Source organism: Woronichinia naegeliana WA131 (genome assembly GCA_025370055.1).
Classification (GTDB): Bacteria; Cyanobacteriota; Cyanobacteriia; order Cyanobacteriales; family Microcystaceae; genus Woronichinia; species Woronichinia naegeliana.
Genome location: CP073041.1, coordinates 7,413,712 through 7,432,987, shown reverse-complemented (window position 1 = coordinate 7,432,987; position 19,276 = coordinate 7,413,712). Strand labels below are relative to the sequence as shown.

19 protein-coding genes and 5 pseudogenes are annotated in these 19,276 nt (G+C 41.0%); 10 read left to right on the top strand and 14 right to left on the bottom strand.

Features of this window, described 5'->3' with window-relative positions; all coding sequences use genetic code 11:
• Window positions 1-14 precede the first annotated feature (14 nt).
• Window positions 15-416, top strand: a complete 402-nt coding sequence (locus KA717_37800) for a DUF29 domain-containing protein (GenBank protein UXE61094.1) — start codon at window positions 15-17, stop codon at window positions 414-416.
• A gap of 73 nt (window positions 417-489) precedes the next feature.
• Window positions 490-1,558, top strand: a pseudogene (locus KA717_37795) (IS4 family transposase).
• Window positions 1,559-1,672: 114 nt separating this feature from the next.
• On the opposite strand, the gene KA717_37790 reads toward KA717_37795, so the two are convergent.
• The 4 genes from KA717_37790 to KA717_37775 form a co-directional block, all read right to left on the bottom strand.
• A complete protein-coding gene (locus tag KA717_37790) occupies window positions 1,673-2,266 on the bottom strand; it encodes a hypothetical protein (GenBank protein UXE61093.1) in 594 nt (197 codons plus the stop codon).
• A 498-nt stretch (window positions 2,267-2,764) separates the two neighbouring features.
• Window positions 2,765-4,192 (bottom strand): transposase, encoded by a 1,428-nt coding sequence (locus KA717_37785; protein UXE61092.1) that lies wholly within the window; start codon window positions 4,190-4,192, stop codon window positions 2,765-2,767.
• A 92-nt stretch (window positions 4,193-4,284) separates the two neighbouring features.
• Window positions 4,285-4,623 (bottom strand): type II toxin-antitoxin system VapC family toxin, encoded by a 339-nt coding sequence (locus KA717_37780; GenBank protein UXE61091.1) that lies wholly within the window; start codon window positions 4,621-4,623, stop codon window positions 4,285-4,287.
• Entirely contained in the window at window positions 4,623-4,844 is a 222-nt protein-coding gene (locus tag KA717_37775; GenBank protein UXE61090.1) for a hypothetical protein, read from the bottom strand. Before KA717_37775 ends, KA717_37780 begins: the two co-directional genes overlap by 1 nt.
• A gap of 66 nt (window positions 4,845-4,910) precedes the next feature.
• Here KA717_37775 and hisA point away from each other — a divergent pair, with 66 nt between their 5' ends.
• Window positions 4,911-5,681, top strand: a complete 771-nt coding sequence (gene hisA, locus KA717_37770; GenBank protein ID UXE61089.1) for a 1-(5-phosphoribosyl)-5-[(5-phosphoribosylamino)methylideneamino]imidazole-4-carboxamide isomerase — start codon at window positions 4,911-4,913, stop codon at window positions 5,679-5,681.
• Here the strand turns inward: hisA and mutY are convergent.
• The 4 genes and pseudogenes from mutY to KA717_37750 form a co-directional block, all read right to left on the bottom strand.
• The gene (gene mutY, locus KA717_37765) at window positions 5,678-6,772 is read right to left on the bottom strand and encodes an A/G-specific adenine glycosylase (protein ID UXE61088.1); all 1,095 of its coding nucleotides are present in this window, start codon (window positions 6,770-6,772) and stop codon (window positions 5,678-5,680) included. The genes hisA and mutY overlap by 4 nt on opposite strands.
• Window positions 6,773-6,813: 41 nt before the next feature.
• Entirely contained in the window at window positions 6,814-7,158 is a 345-nt protein-coding gene (locus tag KA717_37760) for a DUF760 domain-containing protein (protein UXE64909.1), read from the bottom strand.
• Window positions 7,159-7,362: 204 nt separating this feature from the next.
• Window positions 7,363-7,536 (bottom strand): hypothetical protein, encoded by a 174-nt coding sequence (locus KA717_37755; protein UXE61087.1) that lies wholly within the window; start codon window positions 7,534-7,536, stop codon window positions 7,363-7,365.
• A 105-nt stretch (window positions 7,537-7,641) separates the two neighbouring features.
• A pseudogene (locus KA717_37750) lies at window positions 7,642-8,923 on the bottom strand (ISKra4 family transposase).
• A 465-nt stretch (window positions 8,924-9,388) separates the two neighbouring features.
• Between KA717_37750 and KA717_37745 the strand changes: the two are divergent.
• Together KA717_37745 and KA717_37740 are read left to right on the top strand one after the other, a co-directional pair.
• Complete coding sequence (locus tag KA717_37745; protein ID UXE61086.1) at window positions 9,389-10,468, top strand: IS1 family transposase; 1,080 nt, start codon at window positions 9,389-9,391, stop codon at window positions 10,466-10,468.
• A gap of 507 nt (window positions 10,469-10,975) precedes the next feature.
• On the top strand, window positions 10,976-11,245 hold the full coding sequence (locus tag KA717_37740; GenBank protein ID UXE61085.1) for a thylakoid-associated protein: 270 nt from the start codon (window positions 10,976-10,978) through the stop codon (window positions 11,243-11,245).
• Window positions 11,246-11,295: 50 nt separating this feature from the next.
• Here the strand turns inward: KA717_37740 and KA717_37735 are convergent, their stop codons facing one another.
• On the bottom strand, window positions 11,296-12,324 hold the full coding sequence (locus KA717_37735) for an NAD-dependent epimerase/dehydratase family protein (GenBank protein ID UXE61084.1): 1,029 nt from the start codon (window positions 12,322-12,324) through the stop codon (window positions 11,296-11,298).
• A gap of 335 nt (window positions 12,325-12,659) precedes the next feature.
• Between KA717_37735 and KA717_37730 the strand changes: the two are divergent.
• Window positions 12,660-12,836, top strand: a pseudogene (locus KA717_37730) (transposase).
• A gap of 247 nt (window positions 12,837-13,083) precedes the next feature.
• On the opposite strand, the pseudogene KA717_37725 reads toward KA717_37730, so the two are convergent.
• Together KA717_37725 and KA717_37720 are read right to left on the bottom strand one after the other, a co-directional pair.
• Window positions 13,084-13,646 (bottom strand): annotated as a pseudogene (locus KA717_37725) (transposase).
• Between the two features lie 398 nt (window positions 13,647-14,044).
• Window positions 14,045-14,452, bottom strand: coding sequence for a transposase (locus KA717_37720; protein UXE61083.1), 408 nt, complete (start codon window positions 14,450-14,452; stop codon window positions 14,045-14,047).
• Window positions 14,453-14,830: 378 nt separating this feature from the next.
• Here KA717_37720 and KA717_37715 point away from each other — a divergent pair, with 378 nt between their 5' ends.
• Window positions 14,831-15,013 carry a transposase gene (locus KA717_37715; GenBank protein UXE61082.1) on the top strand — a complete coding sequence of 61 codons (183 nt, stop codon included), beginning with the start codon at window positions 14,831-14,833 and terminating at the stop codon, window positions 15,011-15,013.
• Here the strand turns inward: KA717_37715 and KA717_37710 are convergent.
• On the bottom strand, window positions 14,986-16,266 hold the full coding sequence (locus KA717_37710) for an ISKra4 family transposase (protein UXE64908.1): 1,281 nt from the start codon (window positions 16,264-16,266) through the stop codon (window positions 14,986-14,988). The genes KA717_37715 and KA717_37710 overlap by 28 nt on opposite strands.
• 173 nt (window positions 16,267-16,439) lie before the next feature.
• Here KA717_37710 and KA717_37705 point away from each other — a divergent pair, with 173 nt between their 5' ends.
• Window positions 16,440-17,615: an IS4 family transposase gene (locus KA717_37705; GenBank protein UXE61081.1), complete on the top strand. Its 1,176-nt coding sequence runs from the start codon at window positions 16,440-16,442 to the stop codon at window positions 17,613-17,615.
• On the opposite strand, the gene KA717_37700 is transcribed toward KA717_37705, so the two are convergent.
• Complete coding sequence (locus KA717_37700; protein UXE61080.1) at window positions 17,612-18,043, bottom strand: transposase; 432 nt, start codon at window positions 18,041-18,043, stop codon at window positions 17,612-17,614. The genes KA717_37705 and KA717_37700 overlap by 4 nt on opposite strands.
• Window positions 18,044-18,055: 12 nt before the next feature.
• Entirely contained in the window at window positions 18,056-18,232 is a 177-nt protein-coding gene (locus tag KA717_37695; protein ID UXE61079.1) for a hypothetical protein, read from the bottom strand.
• Window positions 18,233-18,316: 84 nt separating this feature from the next.
• Between KA717_37695 and KA717_37690 the strand changes: the two are divergent.
• Both KA717_37690 and KA717_37685 read left to right on the top strand, forming a co-directional pair.
• Window positions 18,317-18,694 (top strand): annotated as a pseudogene (locus KA717_37690) (transposase).
• A gap of 208 nt (window positions 18,695-18,902) precedes the next feature.
• On the top strand, window positions 18,903-19,250 hold the full coding sequence (locus tag KA717_37685; protein ID UXE61078.1) for a 6-carboxytetrahydropterin synthase: 348 nt from the start codon (window positions 18,903-18,905) through the stop codon (window positions 19,248-19,250).
• Window positions 19,251-19,276 lie beyond the last annotated feature (26 nt).

Genomic DNA, 19,276 nt, shown 5'->3' with positions numbered 1-19,276 from the left:
AGGGGGTTTAAAGAATGGAAGAACTATTAGAACTAAAAGCATTATTGACGGGGGGCAACATCTCTGAAGCCTTGTTGTTAGTAGAGGAAATGACGGAGATGAGTAAAGATGATAAACTCAACAAGATTTTTAGTTTTAGTATTATCCTTTTACTGCATTTGATTAAGCAGCAGGCTGAAAAACGCACCACGCGCTCTTGGGAAGTTTCTATCCGTAATTCTGTTCGACAGATTCAACGCTCAAACAAACGACGCAAAGCCGGTGGCAACTATCTCACCCTCGAAGAATTAGAAGAAACCTTGATTGATGCTTACAAATCTGCCTTAGATGGAGCAGCGTTAGAGGTATTTGAAGGAAGATATGAACCAGAGGCGATCGCGGTAATGGTTGATAGTCATCTCATATTGGAGCACTAAGTACAGGACAAAAGGCTTGAAAAGTATACGAGAAAGGGGTTTCATGGAAGATGAACGTAATGTAAGAAAACCCATGAACCAATATAACGCATTGAAACAAGCCCTAAAACCCCATTTGGGATGGCATGGTGCCAGACTCTCCTTCCTAGCCTTGTTCTTACTCGCCCTCCTCAAAGTGAAAACGGTTAACCTTAAAGAATTGGCTCTGGGTTTTGAAGGTCGGGCATTGGTGGATTCTCATTACAAACGCTTACAACGCTTTTTCTCAGGATTTGAGCTGGATTACCATCACATTGCCCGTATTGTAGTCAGTTGGCTGGATATCCCTCAACCTTGGGTATTAAGTATTGACCGCACAACCTGGGAGTTTGGCAGTCATGGTTATAATATCCTCACTGTCGGCATTGTCCATGAAGGAGTAGCCATTCCCATCTTGTGGTGGATGCTTAGCAAGAAAAAGGGCAATTCTAACAGTGATGAACGAATGCGTTTTATCGAGGAGATGCTCAAGATTTTTCCCACCGCCCTGATTCGTTGTTTATGTGGCGACCGTGAGTTTATTGGTCAGGCTTGGCTTCGCTATCTTCTGCTCGAACCGCTACTGGCTTTCTGTCTGAGAATTCGGGCTACGGACAAGATTGAGCACAATGGCAAGCTTTTGGCCGCCAAAGTCATTTTTGCCCATCTTGCAAAAGAGTGAATCTCAACGTCTTCAAGGGAGTTGTCGGGTTTGGGGATATCCTGTTTCTGTAGAGGCTCTTCGCTTGCCTGATAATTCTCTACTCATCGTCATTGGACATCCCGATTCCCAAGGTCTTATTCACGATTATGCCCTGCGTTGGGGCATTGAAACCCTTTTTGGCATCTTTAAGACTCGTGGCTTTTGCTTGGAATCTACTCACTTTACTGACCCCAAGCGTCTTCGTAAGCTTTTGGCTTTACTGACTTTAGCTTTGGCTTGGTCTCTCAAAACTGGTCTAGCAATTCATCATCTTCATCCCATTCCCCTCAAGAAACATGGTCGCCTAGCGCAGAGTCTTTTTCGTCTTGGTTTTGACCATCTTCGTCATCTTGTTCTTAATCCTTCTCTACCCAATTTTTCTCTTTTTCTCGACTCCCTACATTTTTTGTCCTGTACTTAGATTGGAGCAAGCAATGCAGTTAATTTTAGAGGACAATTGAGCAAAAAAAAACTCCCAAATTTTTTCATAAGTTCAGGAGAAAAAGGAAATTTGAGAAAAAGAAAGTTAGGTATATTAGTTTTTTTCTTCCTGGTTGATCTGTTTTTGAGCTAGTTTACGTTTCCCCCATAAACCTAAACCGAAAAGAATCGTACTACCAATGGCAGGAAGCGAGTCTGTTTCCCAAGGAACAGCAGTAGCAGAGTAGGTAAGGGTCGAACTACTTGAATCTCGTACACCAGGATTACCCAAGTTACCAACGTTAAGGTAATCAAGAAATGTTATCCCATTATAGTTAAGCCCAAGGGCTGTACTGCCATTGAAGAAGCCAGCAAAATTAGAGTCAGATTTGGAAATAATCCCATTCACGACAGAAAATTTATTTACATATACAAGAACGCTTGTGAAATTAAAACCCGTAGGATCATAGCCTAACCCATTAGGGGCTGTCGTCACAGTGACAGAACTCGCCGCAAATGTGCCATCGCCATCAGGCAATGTAATCGTTCCCGCTACCATACCAGGAACTGTCCCTTCAACATTGGAAAAACTAAAATTATGCAAAGTGATAGCTTGAGCGGGATTACCAGTTAATGCTAGAGAAGCCAAAAAGCCAGTCAGAGCAAGGGTTTTGGCGATTTTGGGGGGGGGGGGAAGAAGATTCCTCATGTTGATGTTCCTCTTTGTTAAGATGATTAAGTCAGTACAATAGCCGAGAAAAACTAAGATAATGCCCCAAGAAAAATTAGAGCAACTAGCTCCATAAGCATTGATTTAATATTTGTTCTAGTCACCATAAATCGTATTGTATCCGAACAAAAAAGTCAAGCATCCACCAAAAAACAAAAAAATAAACAAAACTTAATACAGCATCTTGGCTGATTACGCCGTACAGAAAAAAGCAAGAAGATTTACTCAGTAAGGCTTGTAAAAAAACTGTACGTCGAGATCTCAATAGGTGGTGTAATTGACCATCCTCTTTTTTCTATGGCAATTCTGATTGGTCTTTGAATTCTCGATCAATGGTTATTTGTTATTCCCATAATCGGTCAATTTCATAATCATTAAACTTGTCGTCAATACTAACAATTGATAGTTTTTCAAACTTAGCTTGAGCTATTAATAACTGGACAGTGGGAAGTTTATGGATGGCAGAGAAGGTAATGACTATGCGGCCAAAGTAAGTCTATCAGGACTTGGAAAAGGGTCAAGTTTAGCGGCAAGGAATTTAGGCAAAAGCAGACTAGGTGGACTTTGAGGAAAAATCATTGGGGCTTGATGTTGGATGGCTAGTTGAGCAATGCGTTCACTAGGATAGCCATGGGAGGGTAGAGTCCGAAACCAGCGAGGGAAATTAGCCCAAATCCCCTGGGGTAACTCTAAGGAAAGAATTTGAAGTAAGCCGAGAACAATGACATGAAGATTAACAAAACGCTCAAAGGCTTCTACTTTGTTTAAAATCTGAGTCTGAACAGTTTGGGGATAGTCAGGGAGGATAAGATTGCTAGGCCAGGTCGGTAAAGTAGGAAGAGCCTTAAGCCAAAAACGATAGGCAAAGCCGCCCAAAAGATGGATTAATTGACGAAAAGTGACTTCAATCTTAAATCGGAGACCGTAAGCGGCAATAATCTCAGGTCCAGTCAAACAGAGGTCAGTAGAAAGCAGAATCAGTCTTTGTCCGTTGGGCAATTGGGTGAGGACAAACTTAACGAGCTGATGGGGACTATCCCAGTGGAACTCAAAGCACTGATAAGAAACGGAGACTTGTTGACCATAGAGCCAGACTTTAGCGGTGGGAAAATCCTCCACAAGAGCAAACAGGCTTTCTAGTTTTATTGAACTCCCCCAAAGCCGTGGTCGTCCTTTCCCCCTCAAGGTCGGAACGGAAGAAAAGGGAGCATATGCCACTGTAGAGCAACGCACTCGGGTGATGAGATGCAAGGCATTTTGGCGAAAACTTTTGAGCACTGCTCCACAAGCGAAGTAAGCATCCAAAATCACATAGCTTCCCGCCTCTGCGTAGGTAGTGCAAAGCTCCCCCATTTTCGTGACTAGAGTAGTCTTCTCTTTTTTGCTGCCTTTTTTCCCTTCCTTTGCCGTTGCTTTGGACTTGATGCCATCGTCTAGCCGCAACACTAAGGGCAAGGCAAAGCAGGCTTTTCCTGCTCCCACCAAAACACTCAAGGCATTGAAGTAATGCCCCCTTATCCATTCTGGCTTCGCCACATTTCCGGATTCTTGGTGTAGTCGTTTTACCCCTGGCATCTTGCGCCCTTCTTTCCCCACTTTGATTCCATCCCCCACATACACTCGTTTTTCCTTGATTCGATATAGATTTTCATGCTGACTTACCCACTTCGACCATCCCAAGGTCAGTCCTTTGACGTTAAATGCCTTGGATTCAAACCAATGTAGTGCCTGATGGTAGTAGCTCTCTGTTAACCCTAAGGCATTGACATAGCTTGTTATTGCGCTCGGTTGGCTGTTGAGCACTACTCCCCAGGCTAATAGGATAAACCATTGGTACGTTGCTTCTCGGCTAAAGGCGGGACGGAGATTCTCTAGGATTTGCTCTAGTCGCTGACATAGTTGCATAATTGATAGATAGCACTGGCTATCGATTTTCTATATCAGCCAGTTTCGGACATAACGGCACTCTTGGGTATCGCATGTCCGATTTTCTTTTCTCACTTACCCTGCTCGAGAACTTCCCACTGTCCAGTTAATAAACGATCAAAAGGATCTTTGTGATAATGCGGAAGATTATTAAGTTCGTAAACATGAAACAGAGAGAGGTGTAATAATTCAATTCTATTACATCTAACTTCACAGTCAATTAGCTCAGGTAAATTTGTTTTTAACTCAATCTTGCCCAAGGATAATTTAATTTGTATTTCCCAAATACTGACAATACTTAAAACGACATCCGTCTTCGGGTTAGTTATTAAGGAATAAACAGCAGGAGTTAATTTTTGAGAATTACTAGTCCACCAGATAAAAGCATGGGTATCGATCAATACTTTCATCAATCTTCGCCTAACCAAAAATCGTCAGGCAACGGATCATTAAAATCCTCACTCATCCAGACTTGACCTTGATGTAAATCCGCAACTCGCGGCGAAGATGAAGAACTAGATACGGAGTGATCTTCAGGAGTTTTAGCTGCCTGAATAAAACCCAAGACTTTTAACAACAATGGCTCCGATGCCGTTTCTAGTTCGTCAACAATTGTTTTTAAGATGGTCATTACTCGATAAAATGTAAGCTGGTTAACTACGCTGTTCTATTCTAGAACAACTCTAACTTTACCGTTATGGAAATTTTACCCGCAATTGACTTACTTGATGGCCGTTGTGTCCGGCTTTACCAAGGTGATTATCAACAATCCCAGATTTATCATGAAAATCCGGTCGAAGTGGCCAGACAGTGGGCCGAACAGGGGGCGACTCGTTTACATTTAGTGGATCTTGATGGTGCAAAGGTGGGTAAACCAGTTAATTTGGCTGCCATTGAAGCGATTGTGCGAGCAATTTCTATTCCCGTACAAGTGGGAGGTGGGTTACGCGATCGCGCCAGTGTGGCCCAACTATTAAAACTGGGAGTAGAGCGGATTATTTTAGGAACCGTTGCTGTTGAAAAACCGGAATTAGTGGCTAGTTTATGTCAGGAATTTCCGCAGCAAATTGTCGTTGGTATTGATGCTCGGAATGGCAAAGTGGCCACCAGGGGATGGTTAGAAACTTCAACGGTTGAAGCGACAGATCTAGCTCAACAAATGGAAAAATTAGGAGCCGCCGCCATTATTTACACTGATATTCATCGGGATGGAACTTTAATTGGCCCGAATTTAGAGGCGTTACGAGAATTGGCTAGTCATCTCGATATTCCCGTGATTGCGTCGGGGGGAGTCAGTGCCCTAAGAGATTTACTGAGTTTATTGTCTTTGGAATCCTTGGGCGTGACAGGAGTCATTGTCGGAAAAGCTCTCTATACCGGTGATGTCAACTTGGAAGAAGCGATTCGAGCCGTTGGTCAAGGCCGTTGGCAGGATGTGCCGCCAGAAAACTTTCCTAGATTTGCTTAGAGGGAATTAATCGGTAAGGCTTTTAAGGCCGCAATAATTTGTGTATTGGCTTTGGGAAAAGGAAAAGAGTCGATCGCCTCTAGCGTTACCCAGCGAACTTCTTCACACTCGATTGCCCTGGGAGTCCCACTGACATACTGGCAAAGATGCACATAAAGGGTGACACGGAAATGAGTATAGGCATGGTCAATGGTAATCAAACTTTTGCCCACCGTAATCTCAATGCCGATTTCCTCTAGAATTTCCCGTTTAATACAATCTTCAACGGTTTCATTGGCTTCAATCTTGCCTCCCGGAAACTCCCATAATCCCCCTAATAAACCTTCAGGAGGTCTTCGGTCAATTAAAATCTGGTTTTGGTCGTTGATCACAACAGCCACACCAATCCGTTTATGGGGCAGAGGAGCAGACATTTTTCGCAGGGGAAGTTGGGTTTGTATGCCTTTATTGTAGGCCTGACAGTGACTTTGCCAAGGACAATGACTACAACGGGGTTGGCTACGGGTACAAACAATGGCTCCTAAGTCCATGATTGCCTGGTTAAAATCTCGACTTTGCCAAGGATCTAGCAAGGTTTCGGACAATGACCACAGTTGATCCAGCGCATCGTTGGGGGGAACTGGTAAAGCAATCAGGCGAGCAAGTACCCGTTTAACATTGCCGTCAAGAATGGCTAGAGACTGATTTAAGGCGGCACTGAGAATTCCCCCAGCAGTGGTACGACCAATCCCTGGTAAAGCCAACACCTCCGTTAACTGCTCAGGAAAAAGACCGTCATGATGCTCAATAATTTTTTTTGCTGCTTGGTGGAGATTTCTGGCCCTGGCGTAATAACCTAAACCTTCCCAGGCTTTGAGAACTGTTTGCAAATCCGCCTGAGCAAGGGCCGTGACAGTGGGAAATAATTGTAACCAGCGTTGATAGTAGGGAATAACGGTTTTGACCTGGGTTTGTTGAAGCATGACCTCTGAAACCCAGATAGCATAGAGATTGTTGGTTTGTCGCCAGGGTAGATCCCGTCCTTCCTTTCGATACCACTGAAGTAGCGATCGCCGTAATTCTGGAACAGGCAATGAGGAATAATTCACCATGAATCAGCGTTACCCCAAATTGCAATCAGACCAGCCAAAACCTATTCTCCGTCCTGACATCCCTGGAGAGACTGGAGAGATTGTTCAAAACTGAGTCGCTGTTCCGCATTACGAAGAAAATAACCGCTCATCATAGCCGAAGCTAATAAACGCCCCAGGCTTTCCCTACTAGTGCTAATCGTAATGCCAAAGTGTTCCGAGGGTAGATTCCCTAAGAGGCCAATGATATTGCGTTCCATGACCTGAAACACTTCCTGCGATTCGGGACGAGACAGTTGAGCGATCGTTTCTGGTGTGAGTGTTTGGACGTAGTTCCATAGCCCTTCTTCTGTTTCGCCATTATTGGCAAATAAGTTTTGAGGACGATGAGATTCTGAGTTCACAATGTTGCCTCCCCTCGATTCTTGTCGTTAACTTTAGTATGCCCATTGATTGACAAATAGGCTGCATCTTGATAAATGATTGATTTTGACTTTAGGACTACTGTAACAAGAATTTTTCTGGACGCAATGGGGGTGGAACCGAACTTCCTAGGGGTATTCACCGATAGATCCAGCCCGATTCCCTCCAGCCCTGACGGTTGGGGCTTCCTAGACAATTCCCTGATAATGACAAATAACGCCAAACAAAGCCGCGATCGTCGTAATTCCTAGGCCCATGAGAGGGTGTTGACCTTGACCCACAGCAAAAGAGGTGACAATACCTGCACCTAAGGCAGTCATGCAAGCGGCTCCAAGGAGATCTTTTTGGGGATTATTAAACATGGCTTCAAATCAAGATGATCAAAAAGAGATGGGGATTACGATAGCACCCCTTTCTGAGTTGGATTTGAAACGGGTGCGACCTTTAGTTGATAAAAGCTGTTGTAATCAGGGTTCTACAGGGAACCCATATTGATCAAGTTTTGCCCAAAATTGACTCCATCGTTCCTTGGTCAATACCAAAGCTCGTAGGCTCAAAATAATTCCTGCTCCTTTTTCCTTCCATCGCATCCCTGAACAACATAATCGTTGTTTGACCAACGTCTTACAAGCTGCTTCCGTAACACCTGAACCAATCGGATACTTTTTCTCTATGTATTCAGCATAATCCATTTGATGCTGATGATTCTCGTAATAAGTAATCGCCGCTTGTAGTTTCTCGGTAAGATTCTTAGAATGACTTTTTTCTTCTTTGACTTCTTTCATCAGATTTAGCAGTTCTCCTGCTTTTCCTTTTTCATGCTTGAGTTCTCGACAATTTTCAGTCAACCATTCTTTTTGTTTTGACACGGTATTCGGATGCAACGCTTCTGCCAAGGCACCTAAGTAACCAGAGGCATGATAGAAATCTAATATCTGTTCTTCCGTTTGCTTTTCTAAAAACTTCCAATTTGATTCTGCCCCGTCTGCTATCCCGACCAATGTTGCCTCTGGATAACGGTTTTTCGCTCGCTCAATTTCTCTTTCTAATCTTTCTAGAAAACTCTTTTTTCCATACTCTGGTGCCGCACCTAGATAGATTGTAGGTTGACGTTCGCCTTCACTATCGTATAGGGAAACGGTTCCCACCATTGCTTCACGGTAGCCATCCTCACACATCAGCATACAGGTTCCATCTAATCCTATTCCCACTGTTGCAATTTGGCTATCCTCCTTGGGCGGGGCATAACTCCACGCTTCTTCTTTTGCCTGTACCACACTTCCTACTGCTTCACTCAATCTTTGGATATAGGATAGCGCTACTTTTCTACCATGATTTTCTAATAAATCATTTTTCACCTCTTTGCCTGCCATCCCTGACATTTTTGAGGATACCTGTTTTGCCAATAATGGCGTTGATGTTATGATTATCCTTGCTTCTCTTTCTAAGGGGCAATACGTTTTTCCTCAAAGGTGAACGCTGATATACATGACGATTCACTATAACCTCACCATAAGGTGTTTGATATTCTTTCGGTTGCTCTCCCTTACTCTTCCAGATTTCTTCACCGATTTTTAAGGGTGAACCATCTGTATCTAAATATTTCAAGGCTTCTTTGCTGGCGATGCAACCTACTTCGTTTAAGCCTTTTTGAATATTTATTTCTGTATCCAACATTGAACGACTGAGTTCTAATGTTAGTTCTATTTTTATCTTTGAACCCTCTACATTAATTAGTTTTGCTGTCATCATTGTTTCCTCTTTGTCACTTTTCATCTCATGTTAACACTTTTCTTTTCCTTCATCAACTAAAGGTCACACCCTTTGAAACTAGAGCGAAATTGCAATCAAGCTTTAGATTTCGCTACTTTTCTTAACAATTTTCACTGACAATTCTTAGATCAAAAAAACTATGGTTCATCGGTAGTTACTATGCTAAGAGATGAAAAATAAATAAGTAGTTATGCAAAATGAATGGCGCTGGTATTGTCTAGCTAGAAGCTACAAACGTTGCAATACGAGAGGTTCAAGAAATCAGGCGAATTTGGAGTAAGCCCTCCCAAGTTGGGAACTGGTATCGTCTGATCAAAGTTGGAAAAAGTTATGGTGTAAGGCTTTGAGAAAATAGAAAAATAGTTTAAGACTAGACATCGGCCCGTTTTTATTATACTATTATTATTGTCATTATATCAAAGAAGAAGGAAACAGAAAACAATGTCAATATTAAAGAAAAGCTCTATAGAAATCCTGAATGATGTTGGCTTGTGCCAAGAGAAAGAGGATGCCTTATTCAAGAAAAACTGTCCTCATTGCTATAGTGAAAACGTAAAAATACATTCTCATTATCAAACGAAAGGTAACGGGGAACGTAAAATGTTCATTTGTCAAGAATGTAGTTCTTGTTTTGCTGAGACTTATGGTAGCGTAATCGCTGGCTTAGAAACCCCATTAAGTGAAATTGTAAAAGTATTAAAAGCCAGAATGGAAGGAATAGGATTAAATGCAGCAGCCCGAGTATTCGGCTACGCGAAAACAACAATATTGAATTGGGAAAAGAAATTATCAGGATTACAAGAGACATTATTTTTATACGCCTTAGTGAATGAATTTGTTAAATTAGTAATAGAAGGAGATGAACTATACACAAAAGTTGGAAAAAATAAAGAAGCAAGTGCCTCTGAGGGTTGGACAATCGTGCTCATGGACAGGGCTAGCCGCTTTATTTGGCATTTAAAATGTGGTCGAAAAGAGCAGAAATTATTTCTAGAAGCAATGATGACGGTAGCGGAATTATTTGAAAGGAGTGCAGAATCTCTCCAGTTATTTACAGATGGAGAAAAGCGATATAGTCAACTGCTATTTGATATTTGTCACGAAGTATTAAGGACTGGAAAGCGAGGTCGTCCCACCAAAGTATTACCGAAGGGTATGGTGGTAAGACTAAAAAATAAGAGTAGTAAACGTCGAGATTCTGAGGGTAAACTAAAGAAAGTAGAAACTCCGAAACCAGAACATCCAGAGACAACAGAAAAACCAGAAGAAAAGGACGTCCATGCCAACCACGTTGGGGCATTTAATAGTGCTATCCGACGCTATTTATCTGCCTTTCGTCGTCGTACAAATACTTATGCTAAATCTGTTGTGGGATTACAGCGAGTCCTAGATATTTTCTGGATGGTTCATAACTTTGTTCGCAGCCATTTTACTACGAGAAAAGTTCCTGCTGTAGCTCTCGGTATAATTGAAAAAGGGTTTACTTGGGAGGACTTACTCCAAATTCGCCTGATTTCTTGAACCTCTCGTATTGCAACGTTTGTAGCTTCTAGCTAGACGATACCAGTGCCCAACCATTAAAGCTTCTGGAAGGAAGTAATTGTCAATCAATATCCTAAAATCATGTGTTCACAAGTCTAGAATTATACATTCACAATAACTTTGCAGTTCTTCATCTTGAACTTTTCCCCACCAGAGATTTGCAAATCATCCTCTCTGGAACGGCAGAAACTGAGAATCTGGGCAACAAAAGACGAAGTTATGTTAAGAACCTTAAAGAAAAATCCTGTAACGGTTACAAGGGTCAGGGATTGTTGACATAAAAAGGCTGAATATTCCCATTTTCATCTAATTTCAAGACCTTTTAGAAAATCCCAAGTTAACATTTGTTGATAGAAAAAATAAATTATAATTGTTATTAATAAAAATTCTTGGACTATAATGGTGCCAGAAGAGAAAAAACTTCGGAAGTAGTAATTGCCGCCCTGCTTCCCCTCCCTAGCTGGAGACCTTAGCGGCTTAAACAATATGGATACCAAATTCTTTGAAGAGTATCAAGCCCAACTGTTAGATTGGCAGAAAAAGTTTTTTAGTACTTGGATGGAAGGCTTTCCCAAGGGAGTAACCGAAATCAAGTTAACAGATACCTTTGAAACCAGTGTAAAACTACAGGAAGAGATGGTTAAAAGCTATCTCGAAGCCCAGGAAAAGTCGGCAACCATGATGTTGGAAGCCCAAAAACAGTTCTGGAATAACTATTTTGAAACCATTCGCAAACAACCTGTCACCGTCAACTAGATTGATTTACTTTACGTTTCCCCTACAATCTTTGGGGTTTGCCTGATTCCTCAAGAGTTCTTCCCTGTTAGACTACTCTTGGGGCTTTTTGTCGAAACATAACCCGCTTCTCTAAACCAATTGACCGCATCCTGAAGGGCTGTTTTAATCGGTGATTGGGGTAAGCCCAGTTGTTTAACGGCTTTGGTCACATCATAGTACATTGTCTGGGCTGACATTCGCACGCCATCCAGGGGTACAGAAGGGTTTTTACCGAAGGAAGCTAATATTTTTTCGTCAATCCAAGCCACTGTCAGGGGTAACCAAAGGGGAACAGTTTGTTGAGGGGCTGGTATGCCGGTAATTTCGGCCAATTGTTCCAAAATCATTTTTAAACTTAGGTTTTGATGGCCCAAAATATAGCGATCGCCGCTTTTCCCCTTTTGCCAGGCTAAGAGATGACCTTGGGCCACATCCCGTACATCAATTAAATTCAGACCCGTATCCACATAGGCGGGCATCTGACGACGCAGAAAGCGCAGAATAATTTCCCCTGTTGGGGTCGGTTTAATATCCCAGGGGCCAATAGGAGTACTAGGATTGACAATGATAATGGCTTGACCCCGTTGAGCCGCTTGTACAGCCTCCTGTTCAGCCCAATATTTAGATTGCTTGTAGGCTCCAATCAGATTTTTGACCGGACTTTGATAGCTTTCATCGGTGAGTTGACCATCCTTGCGAACGCCGATCGCCGCCACAGAACTGGTATAAACGGTGCGCTCAATGCCAGCTTTTCGGGCAGAGGCCAGAATATTACGGGTTCCGAGGACATTACTTTGGTAAAGCTGATCTCGATCTTTTTGCCAAAGGGAATAGTGGGCCGCTACATGAAAAAGACCATCGCAACCTCGCATTTTTTGAGCTAAATCAGGATCATTCAAATCGCCAGAGACTCGTTCAATGGCCAAATTTTTCAGATTATCCGCCGGATTTTGAGGACGAACGAGGGCACGAACCTGATGACCCTCTGCTAATAATAGGCGAATGAGATTGGCTCCCACAAAACCCGTGCCGCCGGTCAAAAAAAAGCGTTGTCCCATAATCAAACTCTTTCTTAAAGTGTTCTGAATATCTTAGCTTTCATTATCAATCTGCGATCGCTTTAACAAATTTTACTCTTCCTGTTGTTCACCTCATCGGATAGAGCGGCGATCGCCAATAATTTTCTACCTGTAAATAATTCGTTGATAGATTATCCTGTGAAACGGTACGATAGGGCTTTCGAGCTTGCGTCAGATGTAATCAACAAAAATTTTACACCAAGGATTGCTTTAACACCAATTCTAATTTTTCTAACTCCTCCTCTTTTAGGTCTTCTTTATTTTTTAATCTCTATGGGTTAATTCCCCGCCGCTCTGCGGCGTAAAATATGAGGATGAGGGAGTATATTCACAAAAGCCATAACGTATCTGTTTTGCTCTATCATCTAGTGTTCCCAGCAAAATATCGACGAGCTGTGTTTGATGAACAGGTCGATGAAGTCTTGCGAGAAATTTGCTTGGAAATTGAGAAACGCTACGAGATTAAGTTTATCGAAATCGGTGTAGACAAAGGGTCGTGTTCTAAACCTGTGGAAAAGAGTAATAATAAATAGGGCTTGCTGAAAAAGTCAAAAAACGAAAGAAATGTGGGTTAGGGAAGTATGGACTGAAAAAGCATAGATAACTTATCCTTATGGAAACAAATCAAAATACAGATTTTGTTTAATCTATTGTTCCTTTCTGCCTAAAAAGGTCAACACAAATCACTCCTCACAAAAGAGAGGAAAATTAACACCATTTTTCACAAGAAAAACGACTCTACAACTTTTTACTTTTTGTTTTCTTTTTTGTCTTCTGAAGTAGAGTAGAAAGATTCATTACCAAAAAGTTCATCGCAATTACCGTTTCCGAGGTCTCAGGTAGTTTGGCCATCACTCGACCAAGACTAAATTTCCTCTTTCCCTGTCCGAATTTACCCTCAATGGCATTACGCACTCTTTCATCTGAGCGTGCCTCTTTCTTTTTTCTTTGCTCACCTCTTTCGGCGGTCTTCCCAATCGGGGACCACTCATTCTTATATCCCTTTCTTTACAATAAGCTCGATTCGCTTTTGTTCGATAGATTTTATCCACATGAACCGATTCCGGATAACATCCTGTTTCCCTTTTATATTCTTCTATTCGCGCTTGTAAATCTCCCGATTCGTTGTAATTATCCCAACTTAATTTGTCTAAGAAGACAAAGCCATTCACATTACTTGCCGATATTTTAGCTCCAAACTCTACTGCTTTTCCCGCTTTTCCACGCACTATTGGACGCACGTGAGGTTGGCTTACACTCACAATTCTGTTTTCTACTTTATTTGTCTTTTTTTCATACATTTCTAACTGTTGCTCATACACTTTTCCTATCGTTACAAGCTCTTCTTGCTCTTTTTTCGTTAGTTTTTCTAACTTTGCTCCCTCTTCTATCATTTTTTCTATATCAGACAAGTTTCTTTTTATATATCCTAGTTGTTTTTTTGTTCCTTTTCTTCTTGCTTTTTTTGACACACGACGTTTTTTTGCTATGGCTAAGTACTCTTTTCTTGCCACTTCCCTATAAGTCCTCGGCTTTTCTTTCCTTTTCTCTTTTATTTCTTCATACAGCTTATCTATTATTTTTTCTGTTTTTTCTCTGGCATCATTCAATATTCCTATATCCGTTGGATATTTTATATCTGCTGGTGTACAAGTCGCATCTAACAATAACTTTCCTTCATTTTCTTTTTTTTCTGACGCTACACCCGTCGCTTTTTTTCTATTTCTTTATTAATTTTATTTATTAATTCCATTCCTATTTTTTTACGAAAATGAACCATCATTGACGCATTAAATGCTTCTTTGCTACTATAGCTTTCCATTCCTATAAAGTACTGTAAATAAGGGTTCTCTTTTATTTGTTCTACTGTTTCTCTGTCACTTTTTCCTGAAATTTCTTTGATAATTAATGCTCCTAATGCCATTCTAAATGATTTGGCTGGGGCTCCTTTTTTTTCTGTGAAGTTTTTTGCATATTCTTCCTCATATTCTTCCCAGGGAATCATTTTTGACATTTCTATCCAACGATTTTCTTCGTCTAACTGCCCGCCGAACAGATTTTTCAAGTTTTCTGGTGTTTCAATTGAGTACTGTTGCTTTCGGTACATCTGCTTTCTCTCTTCTTAATGCAATGGTTTTGAGGCATTCTACCCTATTTTCGTGCATTCTAGCGGTTCTTAATTCGCCTACTATTTTTCTCCGTAAAGGTTTCAGCTTTTTTCAGCAAGCCCTAATTGGAATTCTCCCTCGTAGGCTTTATCACCTAGAAAGCCTTGTTCTTGATGCTGACTTTTCCCGTTAAGTCCAAAATCCAGCAATGCAAACTTCTAGAGGCTTTATCTGGCAAGGGTTTGAGTAATGATTCTCTTGACAGGAAAAAAATATTCTGAAGCCATCATCCCGCTTATCGTTCAAATTTCAAAAACAAAGGATGAAGGGAGTATGAGACTGTAAAATGGAGAAAATCTTAAAGGGCAGGTCAAAAAATGTTGGAATGGTGGACAAAAAACTTTGCCAGTTGTGAATTGGGAGACGAGAGGCTAAACAATCGTGCCTTCTCGATTGGGAAAAAGTTAAGTGAGGGGTTTGGAAAAGCCTTATCAGAAGGGGTGCGACCTTTAGTTGATAAAAGCTGTTGTAATCAGGGTTCTACAGGGAACCCATATTGATCAAGTTTTGCCCAAAATTGACTCCATCGTTCCTTGGTCAATACCAAAGCTCGTAGGCTCAAAATAATTCCTGCTCCTTTTTCCTTCCATCGCATCCCTGAACAACATAATCGTTGTTTGACCAACGTCTTACAAGCTGCTTCCGTAACACCTGAACCAATCGGATACTTTTTCTCTATGTATTCAGCATAATCCATTTGATGCTGATGATTCTCGTAATAAGTAATCGCCGCTTGTAGTTTCTCGGTAAGATTCTTAGAATGACTTTTTTCTTCTTTGACTTCTTTCATCAGATTTAGCAGTTCTCCTGCTTTTCCTTTTTCATGCTTGAGTTCTCGACAATTTTCAGTCAACCATTCTTTTTGTTTTGACACTGTATTAGGATGCAACGCTTCTGCCAAGGCACCTAAGTAACCAGAGGCATGATAGAAATCTAATATCTGTTCTTCCGTTTGCTTTTCTAAAAACTTCCAATTTGATTCTGCCCCGTCTGCTATCCCGACCAATGTTGCCTCTGGATAACGGTTTTTCGCTCGCTCAATTTCTCTTTCTAATCTTTCTAGAAAACTCTTTTTTCCATACTCTGGTGCCGCACCTAGATAGATTGTATGTTGACGTTCTCCCTCACTATCGTATAGGGAAACGGTTCCCACCATTGCTTCACGGTAGCCATCCTCACACATCAGCATACAGGTTCCATCTAATCCTATTCCCACTGTTGCAATTTGGCTATCCTCCTTGGGCGGGGCATAACTCCACGCTTCTTCTTTTGCCTGTACCACACTTCCTACTGCTTCACTCAATCTTTGGATATAGGATAGCGCTACTTTTCTACCATGATTTTCTAATAAATCATTTTTCACCTCTTTGCCTGCCATCCCTGACATTTTTGAGGATACCTGTTTTGCCAATAATGGCGTTGATGTTATGATTATCCTTGCTTCTCTTTCTAAGGGGCAATACGTTTTTCCTCCTACTGAACGCTGATATACATGACGATTCACTATAACCTCACCATAAGGTGTTTGATATTCTTTCGGTTGCTCTCCCTTACTCTTCCAGATTTCTTCACCGATTTTTAAGGGTGAACCATCTGTATCTAAATATTTCAAGGCTTCTTTGCTGGCGATGCAACCTACTTCGTTTAAGCCTTTTTGAATATTTATTTCTGTATCCAACATTGAACGACTGAGTTCTAATGTTAGTTCTATTTTTATCTTTGAACCCTCTACATTAATTAGTTTTGCTGTCATCATTGTTTCCTCTTTGTCACTTTTCATCCCATGTTAACACTTTTCTTTTCCTTCATCAACTAAAGGTCACACCCATCAGAAGTGTTTAAGGGAGGAAACGAGTTAAAGAGGGCCTATGAATTTTTGGGAATCCGAAAACAGACTTTGTCAAGATAATAGAGCCGCACTGTGAAATGACAACTGCCGCCGTAGAAGAATATAAGATAATGCTATCAGTCGGAGATACGACCTTCTTAGATTATCGCAATATCAAGGAAAAAAGGGAAGGGTATGGGCCGACTGGAAAAGGAGGGAATGGATTAATACTGCATAGTGCTTTAGCAATTGAGCCAGAAAAAGGACAAGTATTAGGTTTATTATGGCAAAAACTGTGGAATAGGGAGGTAAAAGAAAAGCCCCCAACAGATGAAACGGCGAAGCAGAAAAAAGAAAGACAGAAAGAACAAAGAAAAGCAGCTCGTCAAAGACCATTTGAGGAAAAAGAATCCTACAAATGGGTAGAGGCTCTAAACACCTGTGAGAAACAGGTAGAAAGTTCAACGAGGGTAATTCATGTATTTGACAGAGAAGGAGATGTTTCAGAAGTCTTTGACTCAGTGCGTCAACTCAAGCATACAGGAGTGCTGGTCAGAGCGTCTCATAATCGTAGTTTAGACAAAAATAGTGAACGACTTTGGCAACATTTGGAATCAGAACCGATTCGTTTTCATCAAGAAATCGAGATTCCGAGTACAGGAAAAAGAAAAGCACGGAAGGTTAAGCTTGCCGTCCGATTTTGCTCAGTTAATCTACGAACTCCCTATCGTTTTGATAATCGTGACCCGTTGAATGTCTATGCTGTTTATGCGACAGAAATCGATTGTCCCGAAGGCGAAACTCCTTTATCTTGGATGCTTCTGACTACAGAAGTTGTTGAGACTATTGAGATGGCTGTCACTATTCTTCGTTGGTACACCTACCGATGGCGGGTTGAAGAATTTCATAAAGTCCTTAAGTCTGGTTGTCAGAGTGAGCGTTATCGACTTGCCTCTGATGGAATGAAAACTCTTTTGGGTTTTTTAAGTGTCATTGCTGTTGAACTTTTACACGTTACTTATCTTCATCGTACCCAGCCCGATGCTCTCGCGATTGAAATTCTTAATCCTCTTCAACTTCAGGTGTTAAAAGCAGCCGCCTCTCAAAAACTTCCCCCTATTTTGACTGTTGCTTGGGCTGTCGAGTCTGTTGCTTTTCTTGGTGGTTATCTTGAACATCGTCGTAAAACTCCTCTCGGTATCCAAGTCCTTTGGCGCGGTTGGTTGAAGTTGCATGACCTTTGCCAAGGCTGGCAGCTTGCAATCCGCACTTAACGGGAAAAGTCAGGTTCTTGATGGAATTTAGCCAATCTTTGATGTAATATTTGTACATCGCTCTTTGAACCTATTTCTCCTATCACAACATCCACAATCTCCTTGATTTTTGGGCAAATGATTATTTGGCTTTTTGAGGTATGCCTTTTTTGTTTACCTGAGTAGTATGGTTTTTGTGCCTCCTGCCCTAAAGGTCTTTCTACTGGTTGTTCTGTCGCATCCACTATTAGTTCATGTTGGATTAGCTCCTCTTTAACTTTTTCTATTTCTTCTGGCAACTTTTTTAGTTGTTCAAATAGACTTGCTGGTAAATTTTCTCCGAATAGTGACTGCCAATAATTGAATATATTATGGGCAGACGATTCACTTATTTCAAACATTATTCCTAGTAGCTGAAAGGTCGGATAATGCCTTAAGTAAACTAGCATTAAAACTATTTGCTACTCCTCTGATAATTTCGGTTTATTTCCACCACCTGCTTTAATCAGTGTGGTTTTGCTTTCTTCAAATTCTTTTTTAAGTAATTTGCCATAGGTTATAAGCTCTAATAATTTTGGGTACTCTATTCCTAACAACCTCTTTGTTTCTTGAGGCTGTTTTTGAATATAAGCCCACATATAGATGTATTCAGGCATAGTTACTCCTGTCTAAATTTCTATGATTATAGCATATTTGTCGATTTTATAGTATTATGGAGATGTCTATTATGGAAAAATAAAGAAGAGTTAAAAGAAGAAAAAAGAGAAGAGTTAGAAGAGATATTGAAAATGTATCCTTGTTTAGGAATAGCGTATGAAATGAAGGAAGAGATTAGAGATATTTATGAGCATTCAAGAACGACAAATGGTGCAAGGAGAAAATTTGAAAAATGGATGAGAACAGCGAGCCTATTCTATAAAAAAAGTGTGGGTATGCTGAAAACTCATTTGACAGGTATATGCAATTATTTTGAAAACCATACAACTAATGGATTAACGGAAGGGATGAATACAAAAATTAAATTAATAAAAAGGAAAAGTTATGGATTTGCTAATTTTGAGCATCTACGGCTTAAATTGTTAGCTTGCTTTAACTCGTAACATAACATTACACACAGACAAGGGGAGAGCCCCGCCTGCTTTTAGGCTAATCTTTTGTGAGTAGGCATTTTGGCTTAAGTTGACACCAATGGTTGCTGACTCTCCAAGAGGCTAAGATTCGAGGAGGAAGTACGAAAAACGTCAGAAATCAGCGAAATCTCTCTTGACCTCATAAAAGCGAGATAACGTCTGTATTTCATGTTACCGTTTGAATTTAGAATTGCTGCGTTTACATGGCCATAGTTGGACTGGCCGAATTTATGTCGAAGGGGAACAGTTACAAACGGAAGGTTCACAAAAAGGAATGGTTATCGATTTTGGCAAAATTAGTGCCTATTTAAACCCTATTTTGGAGGATTATCTAGATCATCACTATCTTAATGAAACGACCGGACTGGAAAATCCGACCAGTGAAGCGATCGCCGAATGGATCTATCACCAAATCAGTCTGAGGGGTTTACATGGACTCCATTCCGTGGAAATTCGAGAAACCTGTACCTCTGGAGCCCGTTACTTCCATCCTTCCCCAAAAATTCAGGTTAAGCTAGAGGAGTGATTTTTCAGTCACCCTTAATTTAGTAG